This is a genomic window from Chryseobacterium sp. 2P, assembly GCF_059579425.1.
In genome coordinates, this window is record NZ_CM184194.1 from 4,145,652 (window position 1) to 4,166,478 (window position 20,827).

Below are 20,827 nucleotides of genomic sequence, written 5' to 3' on the forward strand. Positions count from 1 at the left end.
AAAAATTATTTAGAGTAAAGTTCGACGATAAGCTGTTCCTTGATGTCTTCCGGAATTTGGATTCTCTCAGGAGCAGAAACGAAAGTACCTTCTTTCTTCTCATCGTTGAATTGTAACCACTCATAATTTGCTTTAGAAGCTAATGCATTTGTAACCACTTCAAGAGATTTAGACTTTTCTCTTACTGCAATTACATCACCTGCTTTAAGCAAATAAGATGGAATATTTACCAGCTCACCGTTCACAGTAATGTGTCTGTGAGAAACAAGCTGTCTAGCAGCAGATCTTGTTTTAGCAAAACCTAATCTGTATACTACGTTATCCAATCTGGATTCGCAAAGTTGTAATAGAACTTCACCTGTTACCCCTTTACTTCTGTGTGCTTTGTCGAATAAGTTAGCAAACTGTCTTTCTAAAATACCGTAAGTATATTTAGCTTTTTGCTTTTCAGCCAACTGAACTGCGTATTCAGATTTTTTAGCACCTCTTCTTTTGTTAGGACCGTGTTGTCCTGGCGGTTGGTTTTTTCTTTTCTCGAAGTTTTTGTCATCTCCGTAGATTGCAGCACCAAACTTTCTAGCAATCTTAGTTTTAGGTCCAATATATCTTGCCATAATGGGTAAATTCTAAAAATTAAACTCTTCTTCTTTTTGGTGGTCTACATCCATTGTGCGGCATAGGAGTCACATCAATGATTTCGCTAACTTCAATTCCTGAATTGTGGATGGATCTGATTGCAGATTCTCTACCTGCACCCGGACCTTTCACAAACACCTTTACTCTTCTTAATCCAGCTTCGTGAGCTACAGCAGAGCAATTTTCAGCTGCCATCTGAGCAGCAAATGGAGTATTCTTTTTAGAACCTCTGAAACCCATTTTACCGGCAGAAGCCCAAGAGATAACCTCTCCGTTTTTATTTGTTAAAGAAATGATGATGTTATTGAAAGAAGCCTGAATATGAGCTTCACCAATAGCTTCAACTTTTACTTTTCTTTTCTTAACTACTTTAGTTTGTTTTGCCATAATTCCTAACGATTATTTACTAGCTTTTTTCTTGTTAGCAACAGTTTTTCTCTTTCCTTTACGGGTTCTAGAGTTGTTTTTCGTTCTCTGGCCTCTTAAAGGTAATCCAAGTCTGTGACGTATTCCTCGTTGGCATCCTATGTCCATTAATCTCTTAATGTTCAATTGCACTTCAGATCTTAATTCTCCTTCTACTTTTACGTTTTCAGAGATGTATGTTCTGATTGCAGCCAATTCATCGTCATTCCATTCGTTGACTTTCTTGTCTTCGCTGATACCGGCAGCTTTAAGGATTTCTGAAGCAGTGCTTCTTCCCACCCCGTAGATGTAAGTTAAACCGATAACGCCTCTTTTGTTTTTTGGTAAATCAATACCTGAAATTCTCGCCATAATTTAATTTTAGCCTTGTCTTTGTTTAAATTTTGGGTTCTTTTTGTTGATTACGAATAGTACACCTTTTCTGCGTACGATTTTGCAATCAGCGCTTCTTTTTTTAATTGATGCTCTTACTTTCATTTTGATAGTATTTATTTTTTAACAATAGCCAAATGGAACGGATGCTCCATTTGGCAGATTGTTTTAATATCTAAATGTAATTCTCCCTTTCGTTAAGTCATAGGGAGACATTTCTAATTTTACCTTATCACCGGGTAAAAGTTTAATATAATGCATTCGCATTTTACCCGAAATATGAGCGATGAGTACATGCCCATTTTCAAGCTCTACACGGAACTGAGCGTTCGAAAGTGCTTCCGTAATAACGCCGTCTTGTTCAATATGTTTTTGTTTCGCCATAAATTAATATCCAGTCGTTCTTGACAATTTAGACTGCATTAAGCCATCATAATGATGGTTCAGCAGATAAGTATTAATCTGTTGAACGGTATCTAAAATTACTCCCACCATAATCAATAGTGATGTTCCCCCGAAAAATAGGGCAAACGCATCTGTCTGAACAAAGGTTCCATGCACAATTGCCGGAAGGATTGCAAAGATAGACAAAAATATTGCACCCGGCAAGGTAATTTTTGATAAAATATCATCTAAATAATCAGCCGTCTCTTTTCCCGGTCTTACTTTCGGTACTAAACCTCCGTTTCTCTTCAAATCATCAGCTATCTGGTTCACCGGAATTGTAATTGCAGTATAGAAAAACGAGAAGATAATAATTAATAGCGCGAACAATACATTGTACTGCCAGCTAAAAACATTCTTGAAACCTGCAAGAAAAGTATTGGACTCATCTACTTTCGTTAATAAACCAGGTACGAACATCAATGCCTGAGCAAAGATAATCGGCATTACACCGGCTGCATTCACTTTCAATGGAATCCACTGTCTCGCTCCCTGCATAAGATTTCTGTTTACACCTCCTCTTGCCTGAGCTCTGCTTACATACTGGATTGGAATTTTTCTTACTGCAACAGATAATACTACTGCAAGAAGAACCACCAACATCCAGAAAATTACTTCAATAAGGATCATGATAGATCCCATACCTCCTTTTCCGTTCTGCACTGCCATTTCCTGAACGAATGCTTCCGGTAATCTTGAAAGAATCCCCACCATAATAAGGATAGAGATACCGTTTCCGATACCTTTGTCGGTGATTTTTTCACCTAACCACATTGCGAATACTGAACCGGCAACCAAAATAACAACACTTGGTAACCAGAACATAATAGAATTTGGCTCTACATAATATGCAGATGAGAACTGAGCATACGGTAAAAACAACTGAGTGATCGATGTTAAATAAGAAGGTGCCTGTACAAGACAAACTCCGATTGTTAACCATCTTGTGATCTGGTTCAATGTATTTCTACCAGACTCTCCATCTTTCTGAAGCTTCTGAAGATAAGGAATAGCCATTCCCATCAACTGAACAATAATAGAAGCAGAAATATAAGGCATGATACCTAACGCCATTACGGAAGCGTGGCTGAAAGCTCCCCCCGTAAACGACGAAAGCAAGCCAAGGAGACCTGCTCCTTGCTTGTTACCGCCTTGATTTTTATAATGCTCTAAGAGATCTCCTACTTCCGCAAGGTTAATTGCAGGTAATGAGATATAAGATGCGAATCTATACACAAGGATAATTCCTAAAGTAAAGAGAATTTTATCTCTTAGTTCTTTAAGACTCCAAATATTTTTGAGGGTTTGTATAAATTCTTTCATTAGTGATTATTATAAGGTAATTGCTTTTCCACCTGCTTTAGCGATAAGCTCTTCAGCAGATTTAGTGAATTTGTCAGCAGAGATTGAAACCGCAGATTTCAATTCTCCTCTACCCATAATTTTCACTAATTCGTTTTTAGTAATTAAACCATTCTCAATCATAACTTCTCTTGTAATATCTCCTGTGATAGATTTATTTTCAATTAAAGTCTGGATTGTATCCAGGTTTACTCCTCTAAACTCTTTTCTGTTTACGTTTTTGAATCCGAATTTCGGTAATCTTCTTTGTAAAGGCATCTGACCTCCTTCAAAACCGATTTTCTGAGAATAACCAGCTCTTGCTTTCTGTCCTTTGTGACCTTTTGTAGAAGTACCACCTTTTCCGCTACCTTGTCCTCTACCAATTCTTTTTGAATTGAAAGTAGATCCTGCAGCTGGCTTTATGTTGTTTAAATTCATTTTAAAATTATTTTAAAAATTATTTTTGAACTTCAAGTAAGTGACTAACTGCAGCTATCATTCCTAAGATAGAAGGAGTAGCTTCGTGTTCTACAACTTGGTGAAGTTTCTTAAATCCTAATGCTTCAAGCGTTCTCTTTTGGGTTTTTGTTCTTCCAATAGCGCTTCTTACTTGCTTTACTTTGATTGTTGCCATTGTTTTATATATTAACCGTTAAACACTTTACTTAGAGAAACTCCTCTCATTCTAGCGATTTCTTCAGGTCTTCTGATGTCCAATAACGCTTTGAAAGTAGCTTTCACCACGTTGTGAGGGTTAGAAGATCCTTTAGATTTTGAAAGGATATCGTGAATACCAGCAGACTCCAATACCGCTCTTACCGCACCTCCGGCGATAAGACCTGTACCGTGAGAAGCAGGTCTTAAGAAGATATCTGCACCTCCGTATCTGGCTGTAGTCTGGTGAGGAATTGTGTGGTTCATTACAGGAACTTTCACAAGGTTTTTCTTAGCGTCTTCCACTGCTTTAGCAATTGCAGAAGCAACCTCTTTAGATTTTCCTAATCCGTAACCGATAACTCCATCTTCGTTACCTACAACTACGATAGCAGAGAATCCGAAAGCTCTACCTCCTTTAGTTACTTTTGTTACTCTGTTAACAGCTACGAGACGATCTTTAAGTTCTAATCCTCCCGGTTTTACTCTTTCTATATTATCTAGTCCTAACATATTTTCCGAAATTTAATGATTAGAATTTAAGTCCACCTTCTCTCGCACCATCAGCAAGAGCTTTTACTCTTCCGTGATATACGAATCCGTTTCTATCAAATACAATATTTTCGATTCCTGCAGCGATAGCTTTAGCAGCAATAGCTTTACCTACAGCAGCAGAAACTTCAGTCTTAGTTCCGTTAGCGTCAACTCCTTTCTCTCTTGAAGAAGCAGAAGCCAAAGTTTTTCCACTGTTATCGTCGATTAACTGAGCGTAAATTTCCTTATTACTTTTGTATACAGATAATCTTGGCAATTCAGAAGATCCGGAGATTTTTCCTCTTACTCTTCTTTTGATTCTTATTCTTTTTTCTAATTTACTTAATGCCATAATACTTATAATTTATTAAGCAGATTTACCAGCTTTACGTCTAACAATTTCTCCTACGAATCTTACCCCTTTACCTTTGTATGGTTCAGGCTTTCTGAAAGAACGGATCTTTGCAGCTACCATCCCTAGAAGTTGGTTGTCGTGAGACGTTAAAGTAATAATTGGGTTTTTACCTTTTTCAGTCAATGTATCTACTTTTACTTCGTTTGGAAGCTCAAGCACGATACCGTGAGAGAATCCTAAAGCCAACTCAAGTTTTTGACCTGCGTGAGAAGCTCTGTATCCTACCCCTACTAATTCCAGTTTCTTTTCGAAACCTGTGTTTACACCAACAATCATGTTGTTGATTAACGCTCTGTATAAACCGTGAAGCGCTTTGTGTTGTTTAGCATCAGATGGTCTGTTTACATTCAGTTCTCCATCTTTCTGTTCTATAGTAATTCCTGCTGTAAGCTCCTGAGAAAGTTCTCCTTTAGGACCTTTTACAGTTACCACACCATCTTTTTCAGTGATAGTAACTCCTGCTGGAACTGTTATAATTGCTTTACCAATTCTTGACATTTTCCTGTGATTAAAAATTAATAAACATAGCAGATTACTTCACCGCCTACTTTTTCTTCTCTAGCTTTCTTGTCAGTCATTACTCCTTTAGAAGTAGAGATGATAGAAATACCCAAACCGTTTAGTACTCTTGGAAGTTCTCCTGAACCTTTGTACTGTCTCAAACCTGGTCTAGAAGCTCTTTGAATAGACTTGATAGCTGGTTTGTTGGTTTGCTTATCGTACTTTAAAGCGATTTTAATCGTACCCTGAACAGCGCTATCTTCAAACTTGTAGTTTAAGATATACCCCTGATCGAATAAGATCTTAGTAATCTCCTTTTTGATTTTCGATGCAGGAATTTCCACCACTTTGTGGCCTGCGCTTTGTGCGTTCCTTACTCTTGTTAGGAAATCTGAAATTGGATCTGTTACCATTTTTCTTTTATAAATTATTGGTTAAAGAACAATCAGTATTGTAAGGACTTGAAGAGTAAAATATCAGACCTCAGAAATCTCGGTCTGATATTTTTATCTTTAGTATCCAGACAACTTAATTGTCCCGATTTTTAATTAGTAATTATTACCAACTAGCTTTTTTAACTCCCGGGATAAGACCGTTGTTTGCCATTTCTCTGAAAGTTACTCTGGAAATACCGAACGTTCTCATGTATCCTCTTGGTCTACCTGTTAGTTTACATCTGTTGTGTAATCTTACAGGAGAAGCATTTTTAGGCAATTTTTGAAGTCCTTCGTAATCACCAGCTTCTTTAAGAGCCTGTCTTTTAGCAGCGTATTTAGCAACTAGTGCTTCTCTTTTGCGCTCACGCGCTTTCATTGATTCTTTAGCCATTTCTTAGTTCTTTTTAAATGGTAAACCGAAGTGAGTTAATAATGCTTTTGCTTCTTTATCTGTTTTCGCAGTAGTCACAAAAGTGATGTCCATCCCCTGGATTTTTTTCACTTTGTCGATTACGATCTCAGGGAAGATGATCTGCTCAGTGATCCCTAAGTTGTAGTTTCCTCTACCGTCGAAACCATCAGCCTTGATTCCAGAGAAATCTCTGATTCTTGGCAAAGCAGAAGAAGTTAATCTGTCTAAGAACTCATACATTTTATTCGCTCTAAGAGTAACTTTAGCACCTACAGGCATTCCTTTTCTCAATTTGAAAGCAGCTTCGTCTTTCTTAGAGATCGTACCTACAGCCTTCTGACCAGTGATATTCGTTAATTCTTCAACAGCATAATCGATGATTTTTTTGTCTGCTGTAGCATCTCCTAAACCTTGAGATAAAACAATTTTCTCTAATCTAGGTACCTGCATTACAGATTTGTATCCGAATTCTTTCATCATTGCAGGAACAATCGTTTCTTTATATGCTTTTTTGGGTCTTGCTATATATTCCATGTGTTATTTAAAATTATAAAGTTTCACCCGTTTTTTTGTTGATTCTTACTTTCTTATCTCCTTCGATTTTGTAACCTACTTTGATAGCTTTTCCGTCTTTTCCTACTAAAGCTACGTTTGAGATATGAATAGAAGCTTCTCTTTCAACGATTCCTCCTTGAGGATTTGAAGCTGAAGGCTTAACGTGTTTTTTAACGATATTAAGTCCTGCAACTACTACTCTTGGGTCTCTTCCTTCTTTTTTGATCACTTCAATAACTTCACCTGTACCACCTTTAAGACCTTTCTTACCAGTAGTTACGATTACGTTATCTCCTCTTTTTATTTTTAACTTTGACATTTTTTTACAATTTTAAATATTAAAGTACTTCAGGAGCTAATGAAATGATTTTCATATATTCTTTGTCTCTCAACTCACGAGCAACTGGTCCGAAAACACGAGTTCCTCTCATTTCTCCCGCTGCGTTTAGCAATACACAAGCATTGTCTTCGAATTTGATGTATGAACCATCTTTTCTTCTAACTGCTTTTTTAGTTCTTACTACTACAGCTTTAGATACCTGACCTTTTTTAGCGTTTCCTGATGGTGTAGAATCTTTGATAGTAACAACGATTTTATCACCAACTGAAGCATATCTTCTTCTGGTTCCTCCCAGAACTCTGATAACCAATACTTCTTTAGCACCTGTGTTATCAGCAACTTTTAATCTTGATTCTGTTTGTAACATTATTACTTAGCTTTTTCAATGATTCTTACTAATCTCCATCTCTTGTTCTTGCTCAAAGGTCTAGTTTCCTGGATTAAAACTGTATCTCCTTCTGCGCATTCGTTGTTCTCGTCGTGTGCAGTATATTTTTTCGTTTTTAATACGAATTTACCGTACATCGGGTGCTTTACTCTCGTAGTTTCACTAACAACAATAGTTTTTTCCATTTTATTGCTGGAAACCACTCCGATTCTTTCTTTTCTTAAATTTCTATCCATTTTAAAATGAAATTATTGTTTGTTAGTTAACTCAGTGTTTAGTCTAGCGATTGTTTTTCTCAAATCTCTGATTTGGATCGGGTTTTCAATTGGGCTGATTGCATGAGCCAATTTCAATTTAGAATATTGAGCTTTTGCTTCAGTTAATTGAGCTTGAATATCACCCGCGCTTAAATTTTTAATATCAGCTTTTTTCATTGTATTCAAAGATTAAAGAGGTTTAACAAAATCGTTAGCAACTACAAATTTAGTAACAACTGGTAATTTTTGTGCAGCAAGTCTTAAAGCTTCCTTAGCGATATCGTAAGGTACACCTCCGATTTCGAACATAATTTTACCTGGTTTTACTACAGCTACCCAATATTCCACAGCACCTTTACCTTTACCCATACGTACTTCCGCAGGTTTTTTAGTAATTGGCTTATCCGGGAAGATTTTGATCCATAGTTGACCTTCTCTCTTCATATATCTTGTCGCAGCGATACGAGCAGCTTCAATTTGTCTTGCAGTGATCCAAGCACCTTCTGTCGCCTTGATTCCGAAAGTTCCATAAGCAAGTTGACTACCTCTCTGGGCATTCCCCTTCATTTTCATCTTATGAACTCTACGGAACTTGGTTCTTTTTGGTTGTAACATAATTTCTAAATTTTAGATTTTAGATTTTAGATTTTAGATTTTTTTTATTTTAAAAAAGTAACGGTAATTTAAAATTCAAAATTTCTAATCTAAAATTTTAATTATTATTGTTATTGTTGTTGTTTTTTCTAGGTCTTCTGTTGTCTCTGTCTCCTCCTCTGTTATCTCTTCTGTCTGACTGACCTCCTTTTTTCTGTTGTCCCACTAATGGAGAAAGTTCTCTTTTACCGTAAACTTCCCCTTTCATGATCCAAACTTTTACCCCTAGTTTTCCGTACTGAGTAAGTGCTTCACCGATGTGGTAATCGATATCTGCTCTGAAAGTAGACAATGGAATTCTTCCTTCTTTGAAAGATTCTGATCTTGCCATTTCAGCTCCGTTCAATCTACCAGAGATCTGAACTTTGATACCTTCTGCTCCCATTCTCATTGTACCTGCCATCGCCATTTTAACAGCTCTTCTGTAAGAGATTCTGTTTTCAATCTGCTTAGCAATGCTGTCTGCAACTAATACTGCATCAAGCTCAGGTCTTTTGATTTCGAAGATGTTGATCTGAATATCCTTTTTAGTCAATTTTTTCAACTCTTCTTTCAGTTTATCAACTTCCTGACCTCCTTTACCGATGATAAGTCCCGGTCTAGCAGTAGTAATTGTAACTGTTACTAATTTTAATGTTCTTTCAATATAAATTCTTGAAATCCCACCTTTAGATAATCTAGCTTCAAGGTATCTTCTGATTTTGTAGTCTTCCGCGATTCTGTCTCCATAATCGTTTCCGCCAAACCAGTTAGAATCCCATCCTCTGATGATACCTAATCTGTTACCAATTGGATTTGTCTTCTGTCCCATACCTTGATTTAGTTTTCTTTATTACCTAAGATTAATGTAACGTGGTTAGATCTTTTTCTGATTCTGTACCCTCTACCTTGCGGAGCTGGTCTTAGTCTCTTCAATTGTCTTGCACTATCCACGAATATTTCTTTAACGATAAGGTTTGCTTCCTCGATGTCAGCCCCTTCGTTTTTCACTTGCCAGTTAGCAATTGCAGAAAGAAGTAATTTTTCTAATTTGTTAGAAGCTTCTTTCTTAGAATATTTAAGGATATAAAGAGCTTTATCTACTTGCTCTCCTCTAATGATATCAGCAACTAATCTCATTTTTCTCGGAGAAGATGGGCAGTTATTTAATGAAGCTTTAACAACGTCTTTGTTAGCTTCTTTTCTTGCGATTGCGCTATCTTGTTTTCTTGATCCCATGATTATCTGCTTCCTTTGTTTTTGTTACCACCATGACCTCTGAAAGATCTTGTTGGAGAAAATTCGCCTAACTTGTGACCAACCATGTTTTCTGTAACGTATACAGGGATAAAAGATTTCCCGTTGTGTACAGCAATAGTTTGTCCTACGAAGTCCGGAGAGATCATAGATGCTCTAGACCAAGTTTTGATAACTGTCTTCTTACCAGACTCTATATTTGCCTGAACCTTCTTATCTAAAGTATGATGAATGAACGGTCCTTTCTTAAGTGATCTTGCCATAATTATTTTCTTTTAGATACGATGTAACGGTTAGACACTTTGTTTTTCTTTCTAGTTTTGTAACCTTTAGCCGGTTTACCGTTTCTAGATCTTGGGTGACCTCCAGAAGAACGTCCTTCACCACCTCCCATTGGGTGATCTACAGGGTTCATTACTACCGCTCTTGTTCTTGGTCTTCTACCTAACCATCTGCTTCTACCAGCTTTACCTGATACAGTTAATTGGTGATCAGAGTTGGAAACAGATCCAATCATTGCCATACATTCAGTAAGGATCATTCTGGATTCTCCTGAAGGCAATTTGATGATTGCATATTTTCCGTCTCTTGATGTTAATTGCGCTGAAGAACCAGCACTTCTTGCTAAAATAGCACCTTGACCAGGCTTCATTTCAACACAAGAAATTACAGTACCCAATGGAATATTTTTCAATTTCATTGCGTTACCTACGTTTGGCTCTACGCTTTCACCTGAAACTACTTTTTGGTCTACTTTGATACCGTTTGGAGCGATGATGTATCTTTTCTCTCCGTCTGCGTACTCTAATAAAGCGATAAATGCAGTTCTGTTTGGATCGTATTCTACAGATTTTACAGTTGCTTCAACGTTTGCTTTGTTTCTTTTGAAGTCAATAATTCTGTATTTCTTTTTGTGTCCACCTCCGGTGTAACGCATGGTCATTTTACCTGTTTGGTTACGTCCACCTGACTTTTTAATACCAACTGTTAGAGATTTCTCTGGTTTGTTAGTAGTAATTTCCTCAAAATTGTTTACAATTCTGAATCTCTGTCCCGGGGTGATAGGTTTTAATTTTCTAACAGACATTACTATTATTTATAATTATAATTAATTTACAGCAAAAATATCGATAACCTCACCTTCAGCAAGTTTGATTACCGCTTTTTTCAATTTGTTTGTCTTTCCTACTTGAAGACCTTTTTTAGTGTATTTCGAAGAAACCTTCGGAGCATAAATCATTGTATTAACGTCTGCTACTTTTACACCATAAGCCGCTTCTACAGCTTTCTTAATCTGGATTTTATTCGCCTTAGTATCTACCAAGAAAGAATAAGAACCTCTTAAATCTGTAAGGTAATTAGCCTTTTCTGAGATAACTGGTTTAATGATAATAGACATGATTTATTTCTTTAAATTTTCCTGGAATTTTTCTACTGCACCTTCAAAGAATACGATCTCACCTGCGTTTACTAAATCGTAAGAACTGATCTCGTTGTAGTTCATTACTTTAGCTTTAGGTAAGTTTCTTGAAGATAAATACACATTCTTGTTAGCTTCAGGAAGAACGAATAAAGATTTTTTACCGTTAAGTTCCAATGCGTTTAATACATTGATGAAATCTTTAGTCTTAGGAGCTTCAAAGCTCATATCTTCTAAAACTTTAATGCTGTTGTCTCTCATTTTCTGAGATAAAACAGATTTCTTTGCTAATCTCTTAAGAGCTTTGTTCAATTTGAATCTGTAGTCTCTTGGTTTTGGACCGAATACTCTACCTCCACCTCTGAATGTTGGAGATTTAATATCACCATATCTAGCAGAACCAGATCCTTTTTGCTTCTTAAGTTTTTTAGTAGAAGCAGTAATTTCGCTTCTTTCTTTTGCTTTATGAGTTCCTTGTCTCTGTGCAGCAAGGTACTGTTTAACTTCTAAGTAAACCGCGTGCTGATTTGGCTCAATTCCGAATACTGTTTCGTCTAGAGTTACTTTTCTTCCGGTCTCTTTTCCTGATGTATTTAATACTACTAGTTCCATTTTCTGATAATTACATAAGAATTTTTAGCTCCCGGAACAGCACCTTTTACTACTAAAAGATTTTGTTCTTGATCCACTTTTAATACCTGAAGGTTTTGTACAGTTACCTGCTTACCTCCCATTCTTCCAGCCATTCTCATCCCTTTGAATACTCTTGATGGGTCAGATCCGGCACCGATAGAACCTGGAGCTCTAAGTCTGTTGTGCTGACCATGAGTTGCCTGCATTACACCTCCAAATCCGTGTCTTTTAACAACACCCTGGAAGCCTTTACCTTTTGAAGTACCTGTTACGTCTACGAATTCTCCTTCGTTGAACAAGTCTACCTTTACTTCTTCTCCTACTTTTACTTCATCAACGAATTCTCTGTAGAATTCTACCAATTTAGCTTTAGGAGCAGAACCAGCCTTTTTGAAATGACCAGCTAACGCTTTACCAACGTTCTTCTCACTCTTGTCATCGAAACCTAATTGAACTGACTTATAACCGTCTTTTTCAATGGTTCTGACCTGTAAAACCGAGCATGGACCAGCCTGAATAACTGTACAAGGAATATTTTTCCCTGCTTCGTCAAACAAAGAAGTCATACCGATTTTTTTACCAATAATACCTGACATTGTTTATGTTATAATAAAATTTATCCTTTATTTATCACCATTTTTGGAGGTCTGAAGTAATTTCTACTTTTGAATATAGGCATACTACGCCCCTAAAATGAGTGTGCAAATTTATGAATATTTTTATAACTGACAAATATTTTCAGTAAAATATTTTGATTTTTAGTGATTTACAGAAAAAAACTAGAATCGTGAGTTTTTAAATGATATAAAAATATTCGTCTCACAGACTTTTTTGCAAAAACGAAAGAAATAGCCGGAAGAAGGAAATGATATGACTTAATCACTGAATAATTAAGGAGCCAGTTCAATCGGATTATTTTTCCTTTTAATCCTGTCCTTTATCTGTCTTTCCGTTCCTGAATCGAAACTGAAGCCTCCTTTAGCAATTTCAGAGACAATATTTTCATGAAAATTTTTAAATGCTTTGTAAAATTCAGATTTCTTTACCGTTTTTCCTTTAACTCTCTTTCTGGAAATCCACATCTTAGGCTTTTCTGAAAAGGTTTTATAGCTTATAAGTTCAAAAGTATATTGTTTTTTAGAATCCTCAATCTCCACAATCAGTCCCGGAAGACCATAAAATTTATAAGGACCATCAGAAACCGGAATTTCGTTAGTGAACCACGCTTTATAATCACGTCCCGCATACGTAACCAACGCAGCCTGACATTTTAAATTTCCTATTTCTTTTGTTTCATCGGTAATCTTCCAGTTAAAATCAGGCTTTTCTTCGTAAATAAAATTGTCCTTAATAATATAATCATAATAAGAAATATTGTTTTTTTCAAAGTTTTTAATGACGCGAAAAGTAAAATTGGTTTTAGGTAAACTTGTAGGATCAAGACCAAAAGCAAAACGATTTGCTCCACCTGCCAAAGAATCCCTGTTATATGAAGTTACCCCCATAAACTGAGATTTCTCTTTTCCCCTCTCCAAAATAAAATACTCTTCGTTAGAACTGGATTTATCCAGAGAATCAATCTGATATTTCAAAAGATATACATATCTGGATTCAACATCATCGATATTTACCTTTTCCTGAGCGGAAAAATTAAAAATCGCAAAAAAGAATAAAAAAGTAAAAATTGTGATTTTATAAGACATCCTATTTATATTTTATGATTGGAGACTGCATATGCGTTCCTAAAAATATAAATAAACATTCTATAATCAAAATTAATTGCGAATAATATAGAAAAACAAGACAATAATATTTTGAATTAAAAAATTACGCCGTATTTATTTAACAATAACACTGATGCCAATCTCTTCAAGTTTATTTTTATCCTCGTCTAAAATATCGCCATCTGTAATCAGAAAGTCAATTTTATCCAGATCTGCAATTTTTCCGAAACCTTTTTTATTCAGTTTGGAAGAATCTGCAAGAATCACTACTTTGTCCGAACATTCAATCATTAATTGATTAAGATGAGCTTCCGCAGCATTCGAAGTACTGATCCCGAAATCCATATCAATTCCGTCTACTCCCAGAAATAATTTATTGCAAGAAAAATGTTTCAGAATCGTCTCAGAGATGGAACCCACAATAGAAGTCGAACTTTTTCTCACCTCACCTCCCAATTGTATAATATTAATGTTCGGATTATTGCAAAGCTCGATCGCAACACGTAAAGAAGAAGTAAGAACTGTTAATGGGCCAAAATTTACCAGCATACGTGCAAGATAATGCATCGTGGTTCCTGAAGCCAGAATAATACAGTCGTTTTCCTGAATCAGAGAAAGCGCACCTTTCGCAATATTCTTTTTAGCCTCTACATTGATATTTTCCTTTTCATCTACATTTTTTTCGTACGCATACCTCACCTGCTTACTCGCTCCACCGTGATTCCTAAACAGCAATCCAAGACTTTCAAGGTAATTCAGATCCTTTCGGATCGTAACCGACGAAACATTGAATTTCTCACAAAGATCCTGAACCAGAATATGATCTTTTTCGTCTAATTCCTTTAAAATATCATTATGCCTCGGAAGCAATTTCTCCATTACGTTTCGTTTTCTCAAAAATACCATTTTTATTTTGATTCGAAAAATTTCATTTATTTTCTTTTTGGTTTCGTTTTTAATTTATAACTTTGAAAACGAAACATAACGAAATATTATGAAACGAAACGAAGAACTCAGCAATTTATCCACCGTTAAAGAATGGGACTTTATCATTATTGGCGGAGGAGCGAGTGGATTAGGTTCGGCACTGGACGCAACGAGCAGAGGATTTAAAACGTTACTGTTAGAATCTCACGATTTTGCAAAAGCAACTTCCAGCAGAAGTACAAAACTGGTACACGGCGGCGTAAGATATTTAGCACAGGGAGATATCGGCTTGGTAAAAGAAGCTTTAAAAGAAAGAGGTTTACTGGCAAAAAACGCAGCACACGTTGTAAAAAACCAGTCTTTTATTATTCCAAATTACACTTGGTGGGAAGGAATTTATTATAAAATAGGACTTTCTGTTTACGATTTTCTTGCCGGGAAACTGAGTTTAGGAAGAACGAAATACATCGGCAAATCAAAGACCGTAGAGAAACTTCCGACCATCGAACAAAAAGGTCTGGCAAGCGGAGTGGTTTATCAGGACGGACAGTTCGATGATGCAAGACTGGCGATCAACTTAACACAGACGATTATCGAAAAAGGCGGAACAGCGGTTAATTACGTTAAAGTGATTAATTTAATTAAAAATGATTCCAATAAAATCATAGGCGTTATTGCTGAAGATCAGTTCACAAAACAACAATTCGAAATCAAAGCGAAAGTTGTTATTAATGCAACCGGAGTTTTCACGAATGATATCTTAAATATGAACAACCCGAAACACGGAAAATTCGTTGTTCCAAGTCAGGGAATTCATTTGGTTCTGGATAAATCGTTCCTGAAAAGCGACGATGCCATCATGATTCCTAAAACTTCAGACGGAAGGGTTTTATTTGTCGTTCCGTGGCACGACAGAGCTTTGGTAGGAACAACCGATACTTTACTGGAAAACGAAAGTTTTGAGCCAAGAGCTTTGGAAGATGAAATTAAATTTGTCCTGAATACCGCAAGACAATATTTAGCAAAGAAACCAACCCGCGAAGACGTAAAATCTGTTTTCGCAGGACTCAGACCTCTCGCAGCTCCGAAAGACGGCAGCAAAAGCACAAAAGAAGTTTCCAGAAGTCATAAAGTTGTTACCTCAGACACAGGACTTATATCCATTATCGGAGGAAAATGGACGACATACCGCAAAATGGCGGAAGACACGATTGATGAAGCCATGAAAATTCATAACCTCGGAATAACCACTTCTAAAACAGAACACCTTTCGATACATGGAAATGTGAAACCCGAAACGGTGGACAGAACAAATCATTTATATGTTTACGGAGCCGATATTCCGGAAATAAAAAAACTACAGCAGAACAATCCTGAATTGTCAGAAAAAATACATCCTGATCATCCCTTCACTATGGCAGAAGCAGTCTGGGCAATACGAAGCGAAATGGCACAAACCATTGAGGATATTTTAGCACGAAGAGTACGGCTTTTATTTTTAGATGCAAGAGCAGCAATCGACAGCACGCACAAGATTGCACAGATCATCGCAAAAGAAAACGGGCATTCTGCGGAATGGGCAGATGAGCAGGAAAGAGAATTTATCGAATTGGCGAAAGGATATTTACTGACTCCTTATTCTCCAAGATCCATTTAACCTTAATTTACGATCACAGCATGAGTGAAAAGTTGATTCTCGCTCTGGACCAAGGTACGACTTCGTCGAGAGCCATTTTATTCAATCACAGCGGAGAAATTGAATTTGTTTCTCAGAAAAGTTTTGAACAGATCTTTCCTACACCGGGTTGGGTAGAGCACGATCCCAATGAAATCTGGTCTTCTCAGGTTTCCGTAGCAGCAGAAGTTATTGCCAAAGCCGGAATTTCCGGAAGAGAAGTTGCCGCCATCGGAATTACCAACCAGCGTGAAACCACCGTTGTATGGGATAAAGAAGCCGGAGAACCTGTGTATAATGCCATTGTATGGCAGGACAGAAGAACGTCCAAATATTGTGACGAATTAAAAGAGCAGGGTCATGCTGAGAAAATTAAAGAAAAAACAGGTCTTGTACTGGATGCTTATTTTTCAGCAACAAAACTGAAGTGGATTTTAGACAATGTAGAAGGCGCAAGAGAAAAAGCAGAAGCCGGAAAATTATGTTTCGGAACAGTAGACACTTTCCTTGTCTGGAAACTGACGCGCGGAAAGATGTTCATCACCGATGTTTCGAATGCAAGCAGAACCATGCTTTTGAATATTCATACTTTAGAATGGGATGATGATTTACTGGAACTCTTCAACATTCCAAGAGCGATTTTACCGGAAGTAAAACAAAGCAGTGAAATCTACGGAGAAACAGCTACTACATTATTCTCCACAAAAATTCCGATTGCAGGAATTGCGGGAGATCAGCAGGCTGCATTATTCGGACAGATGTGTACGACTCCGGGAATGGTAAAAAATACGTATGGAACAGGCTGTTTCCTTTTAATGAATACAGGAACAGAAGCCGTTTTATCTAAAAATAATTTACTGACAACCGTTGCATGGAAAATTAATGGAGAAGTGAATTACGCTTTGGAAGGAAGTGTTTTTGTAGGAGGTGCAGCGATTCAGTGGCTGAGAGACGGTCTAAAGTTAATTCGTTCCGCAGAGGAAGTAAATACTTTGGCACAATCGGTTGAAGATAATGGCGGGGTGTATTTTGTTCCTGCATTAACAGGTTTAGGCGCTCCTCACTGGGATCAGTATGCCCGCGGAAATATCGTTGGCGTAACCCGCGGAACCACAAACGGGCATATCGCAAGAGCTACTTTGGAAGGTATTGCTTTTCAGGTGTATGATATTGTAAAAGCAATGGAAGCTGATTCCGGAACGGAAAGTCTGGAATTAAGAGTAGACGGCGGAGCTTCCGCAAGTGATTTGCTGATGCAGATTCAGTCGGATTTATTCGGATTTAAAATTACAAGACCAAAAACTCTGGAAACAACCGCTTTGGGAGCGGCTTATCTTGCCGGACTTGCTGTCGGATACTGGGAAAACATTGATGAAATACAGTCTCAATGGATCATTGATAAAGATTTCCACCCGCAACTGGAAAAAGAAAAAGTGGAAAAAATGGTAAAAACATGGACAAAAGCGGTACAGCGTTCTCAAAACTGGATCGAAGATTAACCTTTTAAAATAAAACTATGACTCCATTTACAGCAGAAATAATCGGCACAATGCTGATGATCCTTTTAGGAAACGGCGTAGTAGCCAATGTTGTTTTGAAAGGAACAAAAGGAAACAATTCCGGCTGGATTGTAATTACCACCGCCTGGGCACTTGCAGTTTTTGTGGGAGTAACCGTTGCAGGTCCCATAAGCGGCGCACATCTGAATCCCGCAGTGACCTTAGGATTGGCTTTCGCAGGAAAATTTTCATGGGATCTTGTTCCGACATATATTGCCGGAGAAATGATCGGGGCAATGTTAGGTGCATCTCTGGTCTGGATTTTCAACAAAGATCATTTTGCTATTACGGAAGACGAAGGGGCAAAACTTGCGTGTTTCAGTACAGGGCCCGCGATCAGAAAACCTGTTTCCAATTTAATCAGCGAAATTATCGGAACTTTCGTTCTGGTATTCGTGATTTTTCATTTCGCAGATCCAAGTATGACTTTAAATAATGATCCGACCGCAAAAATAGGATTAGGAAGTGTGGGAGCTTTACCGGTAACTTTATTGGTCTGGGCAATCGGTCTTTCTTTAGGAGGAACCACAGGCTACGCTATTAATCCGGCAAGAGACCTCGGACCAAGAATTATGCATGCACTTCTTCCGGTAAAAGGAAGCAGCGATTGGGGTTACGCATGGATTCCCATTGCAGGACCAATCATCGGAGCAGGACTTGCTGCGTTACTTCACGGAATACTGAGCTAACAACACTACTTTACTTTATGAAAAAACTAATCTATTTATGCCTGATTTTATCAGGCACAGGGACTCTTTTTGCCCAGGAAAACACAGAAACGGCAGAAGAAAGCAGACTGGATTTTACCACAAACATTCAGAATAACCATCTTTGGAGAGGTTTAATAATTACCGATAAGCCAGTTGTGATGGGAAATATTTCTTATGCTCTGGATAAAGATAAAAAATGGAAGGTCGGAATTTGGGGCGCATCTGCTTTAGCGGACGATAAAGATAATACACATTATAAAGAAATCAATTATTATGTACAGTTTTCCAACGGAAGATTTTATATTGGATTGTGGGATCTATTTAATTCAAGAAATATAAACACCACGGTGGCTTCAGATGATATTTTTAATTATTCCAACAGGAGAACAGCACATATTATCGATTTAAGAACCAATTATACATTTGGAGCTTCTTTTCCTTTAAATATTGAAACAGATATTATGCTGTATGGAGGAGCCAATGCAGGAGAAGTGGTTCTGGAATATGACGGAACATATAAAAAGAATAAATATTCAACATATATTCAGGCGAGTTATCCTGTTATTAAAGATAAAAAAGTAAATCTGGACGCATTTGTAGGAGCCGGATTTGCCATAAATGACAAAAGATTTCTTTACGGAAATGGAAAAAACAGTTTTGATATTGTAAATGTAGGCGTGAAGGCTAGTAAGACCGTAAAAATTACCGATCATTATACCCTGCCTGTTTCCATGATGGCAATGTGGAATCCTTCGAATAAGTTCGCAAGAATTCAGCTTGCTGCAACAGTATTTTAAAAAATTAATTGTTAGTAATGTACACACCATCTTTTTTTGAGGTGGTTTTTTGTTTTTATTAAAAAACTTTGTTTTTCGAAAATAAGTGAAACATCTTTGTTTATCTAAATCTACGGTGTTAATAATTTGAATTTTCTTTGTCTTTCTTTGCGTTTAGTTTCATCGCTAAGTTAAACAAAGATTATTTTTAAAGATATAGTATTTTAAAGATAGACAATGGCATTTCCGCTTATAAAACGTAAAACAAAGAATAAAATTAAACTTTACAAAATCTTGTCATAAAAGTAATCACCGTGATTTTACGGTGTAATTTTTGATAGGATATTTTTAATTTTGAGAAAAATTTACTCGTGAAAAAACTTTTATTTCTATTCCTCTTTCTCTCCTCCTTACTTTCATTGGCGCAGTCGAAAGTTCCGTTTTTCGGGAAAAGAGATTTCAATATAGAAGATGGAGCCAACGATTCCGGAACACCTAGTTATTATATTAATATCAAAGATAACGGGGATGTCTATTTCGGTTTTGTGCAGATCAATCAAGCAGACGGAACAGAAACTCAGGAAGAAATCAATGCCGGAAAATATGATCCGAAAGTGATGAAAGTTTATTTCAAAACCTATAATGAAACATTTTACGTAAAATTTGATAAAGAAAAAATTTATCTGACCGATGAAAACGGAAAAGTAAAAAAGTCTGACGACTGCTGTCCCGTTTCTGAAATGGAAAAAACAAATTGCGAATGCTCAGGAATATTATACCAATGATGAAAGTTACACCACTTCTGTTAATTTTATTCCTTGCTGTTTCCTGTGGTAAAAAACAGTCTCATCCGTACACTTTTTATTACTGGAAAACCCGTTTGGCTTTAGACAAAACAGAGAAAGATGTTTTACATAAAGCAACTGATCCTTATTTATACACCCGATTTTTTGATGTTGATAAATTGGAGGGTAAGTTTCAGCCTGTCGGAGTTATTACTAAGGATCAGAGTTTCAGCAATGATAAAAATATTGTTCCGACGGTTTTTATTACAAACCGTGCGTTTCTCAACATTACCAATGAGGAAATACAGTTTCTTGCAGCAAGCATTAATGATTTAATTACAAAAAAGAGTTCAGAATATCAGTTGAAGACCGGCAATCAAATACAAATTGACTGCGACTGGACTGCAGGAACCCGTGATGACTATTTTAAATTTCTGAAAAAATTAAAGGATGTTTCAAAAAAAACGGTAACCTGCACACTTCGTCTTCATCAGGTAAAAGATAAAAATATCATGGGAGTGCCACCGGTTGAGCAGGTATTTCTGATGTGCTACTCCACTTCTTCACCGCTGGAAAATTCTGATAAAAATTCTATTCTTGATGTTAATACTCTGAAAAATTATCTTTCCAAACTGGAAAATTATCCTGTTAAAAAGATCGAGGTTGCCCTGCCGATTTACTCATGGGGAATTGTAACCAACCATTTGGGAAAACATAAACTGATTAATGCTTTGTCTGAAAAGGATCTTGAAAACCCCGATTTCAAGCGAATATCCGACACAGAAATTGAAATACAGAGAGATGGATTTTACTTCGGAAGTTATCTGAACAAAGGTTTCAGAATAAAAATTGAAGAGATTTCAGATGAGCAGCTTCAGGAAGTCATCCGTTTTCTGGAGAAAAAAATAAGCAACTTTACTATTATTTATTATCAGCTAGACAATAAATTTGTTACAGATCAGAACTTTAACTTGTAAATCCAATTAAAATTCTGCGTAAATTGTCTTATGCTT

34 protein-coding genes are annotated in these 20,827 nt (G+C 36.7%); 6 read left to right on the forward strand and 28 right to left on the reverse strand.

The window, feature by feature from the left end:
• Positions 1-5 precede the first annotated feature (5 nt).
• From rpsD to AC52CF_RS19015, 28 genes are all read right to left on the reverse strand, one after another.
• Positions 6-614, reverse strand: coding sequence for a 30S ribosomal protein S4 (rpsD, locus tag AC52CF_RS18880; protein ID WP_029297746.1), 609 nt, complete (start codon positions 612-614; stop codon positions 6-8).
• A gap of 19 nt (positions 615-633) precedes the next feature.
• On the reverse strand, positions 634-1,023 hold the full coding sequence (rpsK, locus tag AC52CF_RS18885) for a 30S ribosomal protein S11 (protein ID WP_002983263.1): 390 nt from the start codon (positions 1,021-1,023) through the stop codon (positions 634-636).
• 12 nt (positions 1,024-1,035) lie between these two features.
• Positions 1,036-1,413 (reverse strand): 30S ribosomal protein S13, encoded by a 378-nt coding sequence (rpsM, locus tag AC52CF_RS18890; RefSeq protein WP_076391870.1) that lies wholly within the window; start codon positions 1,411-1,413, stop codon positions 1,036-1,038.
• 9 nt (positions 1,414-1,422) lie between these two features.
• A complete protein-coding gene (gene rpmJ, locus AC52CF_RS18895; RefSeq protein ID WP_007839480.1) occupies positions 1,423-1,539 on the reverse strand; it encodes a 50S ribosomal protein L36 in 117 nt (38 codons plus the stop codon).
• Positions 1,540-1,602: 63 nt separating this feature from the next.
• The gene (gene infA / locus AC52CF_RS18900; protein ID WP_055861802.1) at positions 1,603-1,818 is read right to left on the reverse strand and encodes a translation initiation factor IF-1; all 216 of its coding nucleotides are present in this window, start codon (positions 1,816-1,818) and stop codon (positions 1,603-1,605) included.
• Between the two features lie 3 nt (positions 1,819-1,821).
• Positions 1,822-3,201 (reverse strand): preprotein translocase subunit SecY, encoded by a 1,380-nt coding sequence (gene secY, locus AC52CF_RS18905; protein WP_496517559.1) that lies wholly within the window; start codon positions 3,199-3,201, stop codon positions 1,822-1,824.
• Between the two features lie 9 nt (positions 3,202-3,210).
• Positions 3,211-3,660, reverse strand: a complete 450-nt coding sequence (gene rplO / locus AC52CF_RS18910) for a 50S ribosomal protein L15 (RefSeq protein WP_214588341.1) — start codon at positions 3,658-3,660, stop codon at positions 3,211-3,213.
• 19 nt (positions 3,661-3,679) lie between these two features.
• A complete protein-coding gene (gene rpmD / locus AC52CF_RS18915) occupies positions 3,680-3,856 on the reverse strand; it encodes a 50S ribosomal protein L30 (RefSeq protein ID WP_007839493.1) in 177 nt (58 codons plus the stop codon).
• Between the two features lie 11 nt (positions 3,857-3,867).
• The gene (gene rpsE, locus AC52CF_RS18920) at positions 3,868-4,389 is read right to left on the reverse strand and encodes a 30S ribosomal protein S5 (RefSeq protein ID WP_047401284.1); all 522 of its coding nucleotides are present in this window, start codon (positions 4,387-4,389) and stop codon (positions 3,868-3,870) included.
• 19 nt (positions 4,390-4,408) lie between these two features.
• Entirely contained in the window at positions 4,409-4,762 is a 354-nt protein-coding gene (gene rplR / locus AC52CF_RS18925) for a 50S ribosomal protein L18 (protein ID WP_100377194.1), read from the reverse strand.
• A 15-nt stretch (positions 4,763-4,777) separates the two neighbouring features.
• A complete protein-coding gene (rplF, locus tag AC52CF_RS18930) occupies positions 4,778-5,323 on the reverse strand; it encodes a 50S ribosomal protein L6 (protein WP_087707999.1) in 546 nt (181 codons plus the stop codon).
• A 17-nt stretch (positions 5,324-5,340) separates the two neighbouring features.
• Positions 5,341-5,739 (reverse strand): 30S ribosomal protein S8, encoded by a 399-nt coding sequence (gene rpsH / locus AC52CF_RS18935; RefSeq protein WP_116095828.1) that lies wholly within the window; start codon positions 5,737-5,739, stop codon positions 5,341-5,343.
• A 145-nt stretch (positions 5,740-5,884) separates the two neighbouring features.
• Positions 5,885-6,154, reverse strand: coding sequence for a 30S ribosomal protein S14 (gene rpsN, locus AC52CF_RS18940; RefSeq protein ID WP_029297771.1), 270 nt, complete (start codon positions 6,152-6,154; stop codon positions 5,885-5,887).
• 3 nt (positions 6,155-6,157) lie between these two features.
• On the reverse strand, positions 6,158-6,709 hold the full coding sequence (gene rplE, locus AC52CF_RS18945; protein WP_214588340.1) for a 50S ribosomal protein L5: 552 nt from the start codon (positions 6,707-6,709) through the stop codon (positions 6,158-6,160).
• A gap of 13 nt (positions 6,710-6,722) precedes the next feature.
• A complete protein-coding gene (gene rplX / locus AC52CF_RS18950) occupies positions 6,723-7,049 on the reverse strand; it encodes a 50S ribosomal protein L24 (RefSeq protein ID WP_076391862.1) in 327 nt (108 codons plus the stop codon).
• A 19-nt stretch (positions 7,050-7,068) separates the two neighbouring features.
• Positions 7,069-7,437: a 50S ribosomal protein L14 gene (gene rplN / locus AC52CF_RS18955; RefSeq protein ID WP_007839504.1), complete on the reverse strand. Its 369-nt coding sequence runs from the start codon at positions 7,435-7,437 to the stop codon at positions 7,069-7,071.
• A gap of 2 nt (positions 7,438-7,439) precedes the next feature.
• The gene (rpsQ, locus tag AC52CF_RS18960) at positions 7,440-7,694 is read right to left on the reverse strand and encodes a 30S ribosomal protein S17 (RefSeq protein WP_029297775.1); all 255 of its coding nucleotides are present in this window, start codon (positions 7,692-7,694) and stop codon (positions 7,440-7,442) included.
• Positions 7,695-7,706: 12 nt separating this feature from the next.
• Positions 7,707-7,892 (reverse strand): 50S ribosomal protein L29, encoded by a 186-nt coding sequence (gene rpmC / locus AC52CF_RS18965; RefSeq protein WP_027381309.1) that lies wholly within the window; start codon positions 7,890-7,892, stop codon positions 7,707-7,709.
• 12 nt (positions 7,893-7,904) lie between these two features.
• Positions 7,905-8,330, reverse strand: a complete 426-nt coding sequence (rplP, locus tag AC52CF_RS18970; protein WP_214588338.1) for a 50S ribosomal protein L16 — start codon at positions 8,328-8,330, stop codon at positions 7,905-7,907.
• Positions 8,331-8,427: 97 nt separating this feature from the next.
• Positions 8,428-9,180, reverse strand: a complete 753-nt coding sequence (gene rpsC / locus AC52CF_RS18975) for a 30S ribosomal protein S3 (RefSeq protein WP_087708000.1) — start codon at positions 9,178-9,180, stop codon at positions 8,428-8,430.
• Positions 9,181-9,188: 8 nt separating this feature from the next.
• Positions 9,189-9,587, reverse strand: a complete 399-nt coding sequence (gene rplV, locus AC52CF_RS18980; RefSeq protein WP_050020604.1) for a 50S ribosomal protein L22 — start codon at positions 9,585-9,587, stop codon at positions 9,189-9,191.
• 2 nt (positions 9,588-9,589) lie between these two features.
• Positions 9,590-9,868, reverse strand: coding sequence for a 30S ribosomal protein S19 (gene rpsS / locus AC52CF_RS18985; protein ID WP_002983209.1), 279 nt, complete (start codon positions 9,866-9,868; stop codon positions 9,590-9,592).
• Positions 9,869-9,870: 2 nt separating this feature from the next.
• A complete protein-coding gene (gene rplB / locus AC52CF_RS18990; RefSeq protein ID WP_027381305.1) occupies positions 9,871-10,692 on the reverse strand; it encodes a 50S ribosomal protein L2 in 822 nt (273 codons plus the stop codon).
• Between the two features lie 21 nt (positions 10,693-10,713).
• Positions 10,714-11,004 (reverse strand): 50S ribosomal protein L23, encoded by a 291-nt coding sequence (rplW, locus tag AC52CF_RS18995; RefSeq protein ID WP_042720941.1) that lies wholly within the window; start codon positions 11,002-11,004, stop codon positions 10,714-10,716.
• Positions 11,005-11,007: 3 nt separating this feature from the next.
• On the reverse strand, positions 11,008-11,637 hold the full coding sequence (gene rplD, locus AC52CF_RS19000) for a 50S ribosomal protein L4 (protein WP_214588337.1): 630 nt from the start codon (positions 11,635-11,637) through the stop codon (positions 11,008-11,010).
• Positions 11,628-12,254, reverse strand: a complete 627-nt coding sequence (gene rplC / locus AC52CF_RS19005) for a 50S ribosomal protein L3 (RefSeq protein ID WP_076391854.1) — start codon at positions 12,252-12,254, stop codon at positions 11,628-11,630. The genes rplD and rplC overlap by 10 nt, the downstream gene beginning before the upstream one ends.
• Positions 12,255-12,548: 294 nt before the next feature.
• A complete protein-coding gene (locus AC52CF_RS19010; RefSeq protein ID WP_375180844.1) occupies positions 12,549-13,361 on the reverse strand; it encodes a GLPGLI family protein in 813 nt (270 codons plus the stop codon).
• Between the two features lie 135 nt (positions 13,362-13,496).
• On the reverse strand, positions 13,497-14,261 hold the full coding sequence (locus AC52CF_RS19015; RefSeq protein ID WP_185144384.1) for a DeoR/GlpR family DNA-binding transcription regulator: 765 nt from the start codon (positions 14,259-14,261) through the stop codon (positions 13,497-13,499).
• Positions 14,262-14,376: 115 nt separating this feature from the next.
• On the opposite strand from AC52CF_RS19015, the gene AC52CF_RS19020 reads away from it, so the two are divergent.
• From AC52CF_RS19020 to AC52CF_RS19045, 6 genes are all read left to right on the forward strand, one after another.
• Positions 14,377-15,966, forward strand: coding sequence for a glycerol-3-phosphate dehydrogenase/oxidase (locus AC52CF_RS19020; RefSeq protein ID WP_375180845.1), 1,590 nt, complete (start codon positions 14,377-14,379; stop codon positions 15,964-15,966).
• 20 nt (positions 15,967-15,986) lie between these two features.
• Positions 15,987-17,483 carry a glycerol kinase GlpK gene (gene glpK / locus AC52CF_RS19025; protein WP_214588334.1) on the forward strand — a complete coding sequence of 499 codons (1,497 nt, stop codon included), beginning with the start codon at positions 15,987-15,989 and terminating at the stop codon, positions 17,481-17,483.
• A gap of 17 nt (positions 17,484-17,500) precedes the next feature.
• Positions 17,501-18,232 carry an MIP/aquaporin family protein gene (locus tag AC52CF_RS19030; RefSeq protein ID WP_214588333.1) on the forward strand — a complete coding sequence of 244 codons (732 nt, stop codon included), beginning with the start codon at positions 17,501-17,503 and terminating at the stop codon, positions 18,230-18,232.
• Between the two features lie 17 nt (positions 18,233-18,249).
• Positions 18,250-19,050, forward strand: a complete 801-nt coding sequence (locus AC52CF_RS19035; RefSeq protein WP_214588332.1) for a hypothetical protein — start codon at positions 18,250-18,252, stop codon at positions 19,048-19,050.
• A gap of 350 nt (positions 19,051-19,400) precedes the next feature.
• Positions 19,401-19,814 (forward strand): hypothetical protein, encoded by a 414-nt coding sequence (locus tag AC52CF_RS19040; protein WP_214588331.1) that lies wholly within the window; start codon positions 19,401-19,403, stop codon positions 19,812-19,814.
• Entirely contained in the window at positions 19,790-20,791 is a 1,002-nt protein-coding gene (locus AC52CF_RS19045; RefSeq protein ID WP_496517560.1) for a hypothetical protein, read from the forward strand. Before AC52CF_RS19040 ends, AC52CF_RS19045 begins: the two co-directional genes overlap by 25 nt.
• The last annotated feature ends 36 nt before the right edge of the window (positions 20,792-20,827 follow it).

Excerpts from the sequence above, each read along its gene's own strand:
- rpsD (WP_029297746.1), bottom strand. The coding sequence starts at position 614 with ATGGCAAGATATATTGGACCTAAAACTAAGATTGCTAGAAAGTTTGGT.
- rpsK (WP_002983263.1), bottom strand. The coding sequence starts at position 1,023 with ATGGCAAAACAAACTAAAGTAGTTAAGAAAAGAAAAGTAAAAGTTGAA.
- rpsM (WP_076391870.1), bottom strand. The coding sequence starts at position 1,413 with ATGGCGAGAATTTCAGGTATTGATTTACCAAAAAACAAAAGAGGCGTT.
- rpmJ (WP_007839480.1), bottom strand. The coding sequence starts at position 1,539 with ATGAAAGTAAGAGCATCAATTAAAAAAAGAAGCGCTGATTGCAAAATC.
- infA (WP_055861802.1), bottom strand. The coding sequence starts at position 1,818 with ATGGCGAAACAAAAACATATTGAACAAGACGGCGTTATTACGGAAGCA.
- secY (WP_496517559.1), bottom strand. The coding sequence starts at position 3,201 with ATGAAAGAATTTATACAAACCCTCAAAAATATTTGGAGTCTTAAAGAA.
- rplO (WP_214588341.1), bottom strand. The coding sequence starts at position 3,660 with ATGAATTTAAACAACATAAAGCCAGCTGCAGGATCTACTTTCAATTCA.
- rpmD (WP_007839493.1), bottom strand. The coding sequence starts at position 3,856 with ATGGCAACAATCAAAGTAAAGCAAGTAAGAAGCGCTATTGGAAGAACA.
- rpsE (WP_047401284.1), bottom strand. The coding sequence starts at position 4,389 with ATGTTAGGACTAGATAATATAGAAAGAGTAAAACCGGGAGGATTAGAA.
- rplR (WP_100377194.1), bottom strand. The coding sequence starts at position 4,762 with ATGGCATTAAGTAAATTAGAAAAAAGAATAAGAATCAAAAGAAGAGTA.
- rplF (WP_087707999.1), bottom strand. The coding sequence starts at position 5,323 with ATGTCAAGAATTGGTAAAGCAATTATAACAGTTCCAGCAGGAGTTACT.
- rpsH (WP_116095828.1), bottom strand. The coding sequence starts at position 5,739 with ATGGTAACAGATCCAATTTCAGATTTCCTAACAAGAGTAAGGAACGCA.
- rpsN (WP_029297771.1), bottom strand. The coding sequence starts at position 6,154 with ATGGCTAAAGAATCAATGAAAGCGCGTGAGCGCAAAAGAGAAGCACTA.
- rplE (WP_214588340.1), bottom strand. The coding sequence starts at position 6,709 with ATGGAATATATAGCAAGACCCAAAAAAGCATATAAAGAAACGATTGTT.
- rplX (WP_076391862.1), bottom strand. The coding sequence starts at position 7,049 with ATGTCAAAGTTAAAAATAAAAAGAGGAGATAACGTAATCGTAACTACT.
- rplN (WP_007839504.1), bottom strand. The coding sequence starts at position 7,437 with ATGTTACAAACAGAATCAAGATTAAAAGTTGCTGATAACACAGGTGCT.
- rpsQ (WP_029297775.1), bottom strand. The coding sequence starts at position 7,694 with ATGGATAGAAATTTAAGAAAAGAAAGAATCGGAGTGGTTTCCAGCAAT.
- rpmC (WP_027381309.1), bottom strand. The coding sequence starts at position 7,892 with ATGAAAAAAGCTGATATTAAAAATTTAAGCGCGGGTGATATTCAAGCT.
- rplP (WP_214588338.1), bottom strand. The coding sequence starts at position 8,330 with ATGTTACAACCAAAAAGAACCAAGTTCCGTAGAGTTCATAAGATGAAA.
- rpsC (WP_087708000.1), bottom strand. The coding sequence starts at position 9,180 with ATGGGACAGAAGACAAATCCAATTGGTAACAGATTAGGTATCATCAGA.
- rplV (WP_050020604.1), bottom strand. The coding sequence starts at position 9,587 with ATGGGATCAAGAAAACAAGATAGCGCAATCGCAAGAAAAGAAGCTAAC.
- rpsS (WP_002983209.1), bottom strand. The coding sequence starts at position 9,868 with ATGGCAAGATCACTTAAGAAAGGACCGTTCATTCATCATACTTTAGAT.
- rplB (WP_027381305.1), bottom strand. The coding sequence starts at position 10,692 with ATGTCTGTTAGAAAATTAAAACCTATCACCCCGGGACAGAGATTCAGA.
- rplW (WP_042720941.1), bottom strand. The coding sequence starts at position 11,004 with ATGTCTATTATCATTAAACCAGTTATCTCAGAAAAGGCTAATTACCTT.
- rplD (WP_214588337.1), bottom strand. The coding sequence starts at position 11,637 with ATGGAACTAGTAGTATTAAATACATCAGGAAAAGAGACCGGAAGAAAA.
- rplC (WP_076391854.1), bottom strand. The coding sequence starts at position 12,254 with ATGTCAGGTATTATTGGTAAAAAAATCGGTATGACTTCTTTGTTTGAC.
- AC52CF_RS19010 (WP_375180844.1), bottom strand. The coding sequence starts at position 13,361 with ATGTCTTATAAAATCACAATTTTTACTTTTTTATTCTTTTTTGCGATT.
- AC52CF_RS19015 (WP_185144384.1), bottom strand. The coding sequence starts at position 14,261 with ATGGAGAAATTGCTTCCGAGGCATAATGATATTTTAAAGGAATTAGAC.
- AC52CF_RS19020 (WP_375180845.1), top strand. The coding sequence starts at position 14,377 with ATGAAACGAAACGAAGAACTCAGCAATTTATCCACCGTTAAAGAATGG.
- glpK (WP_214588334.1), top strand. The coding sequence starts at position 15,987 with ATGAGTGAAAAGTTGATTCTCGCTCTGGACCAAGGTACGACTTCGTCG.
- AC52CF_RS19030 (WP_214588333.1), top strand. The coding sequence starts at position 17,501 with ATGACTCCATTTACAGCAGAAATAATCGGCACAATGCTGATGATCCTT.
- AC52CF_RS19035 (WP_214588332.1), top strand. The coding sequence starts at position 18,250 with ATGAAAAAACTAATCTATTTATGCCTGATTTTATCAGGCACAGGGACT.
- AC52CF_RS19045 (WP_496517560.1), top strand. The coding sequence starts at position 19,790 with ATGCTCAGGAATATTATACCAATGATGAAAGTTACACCACTTCTGTTA.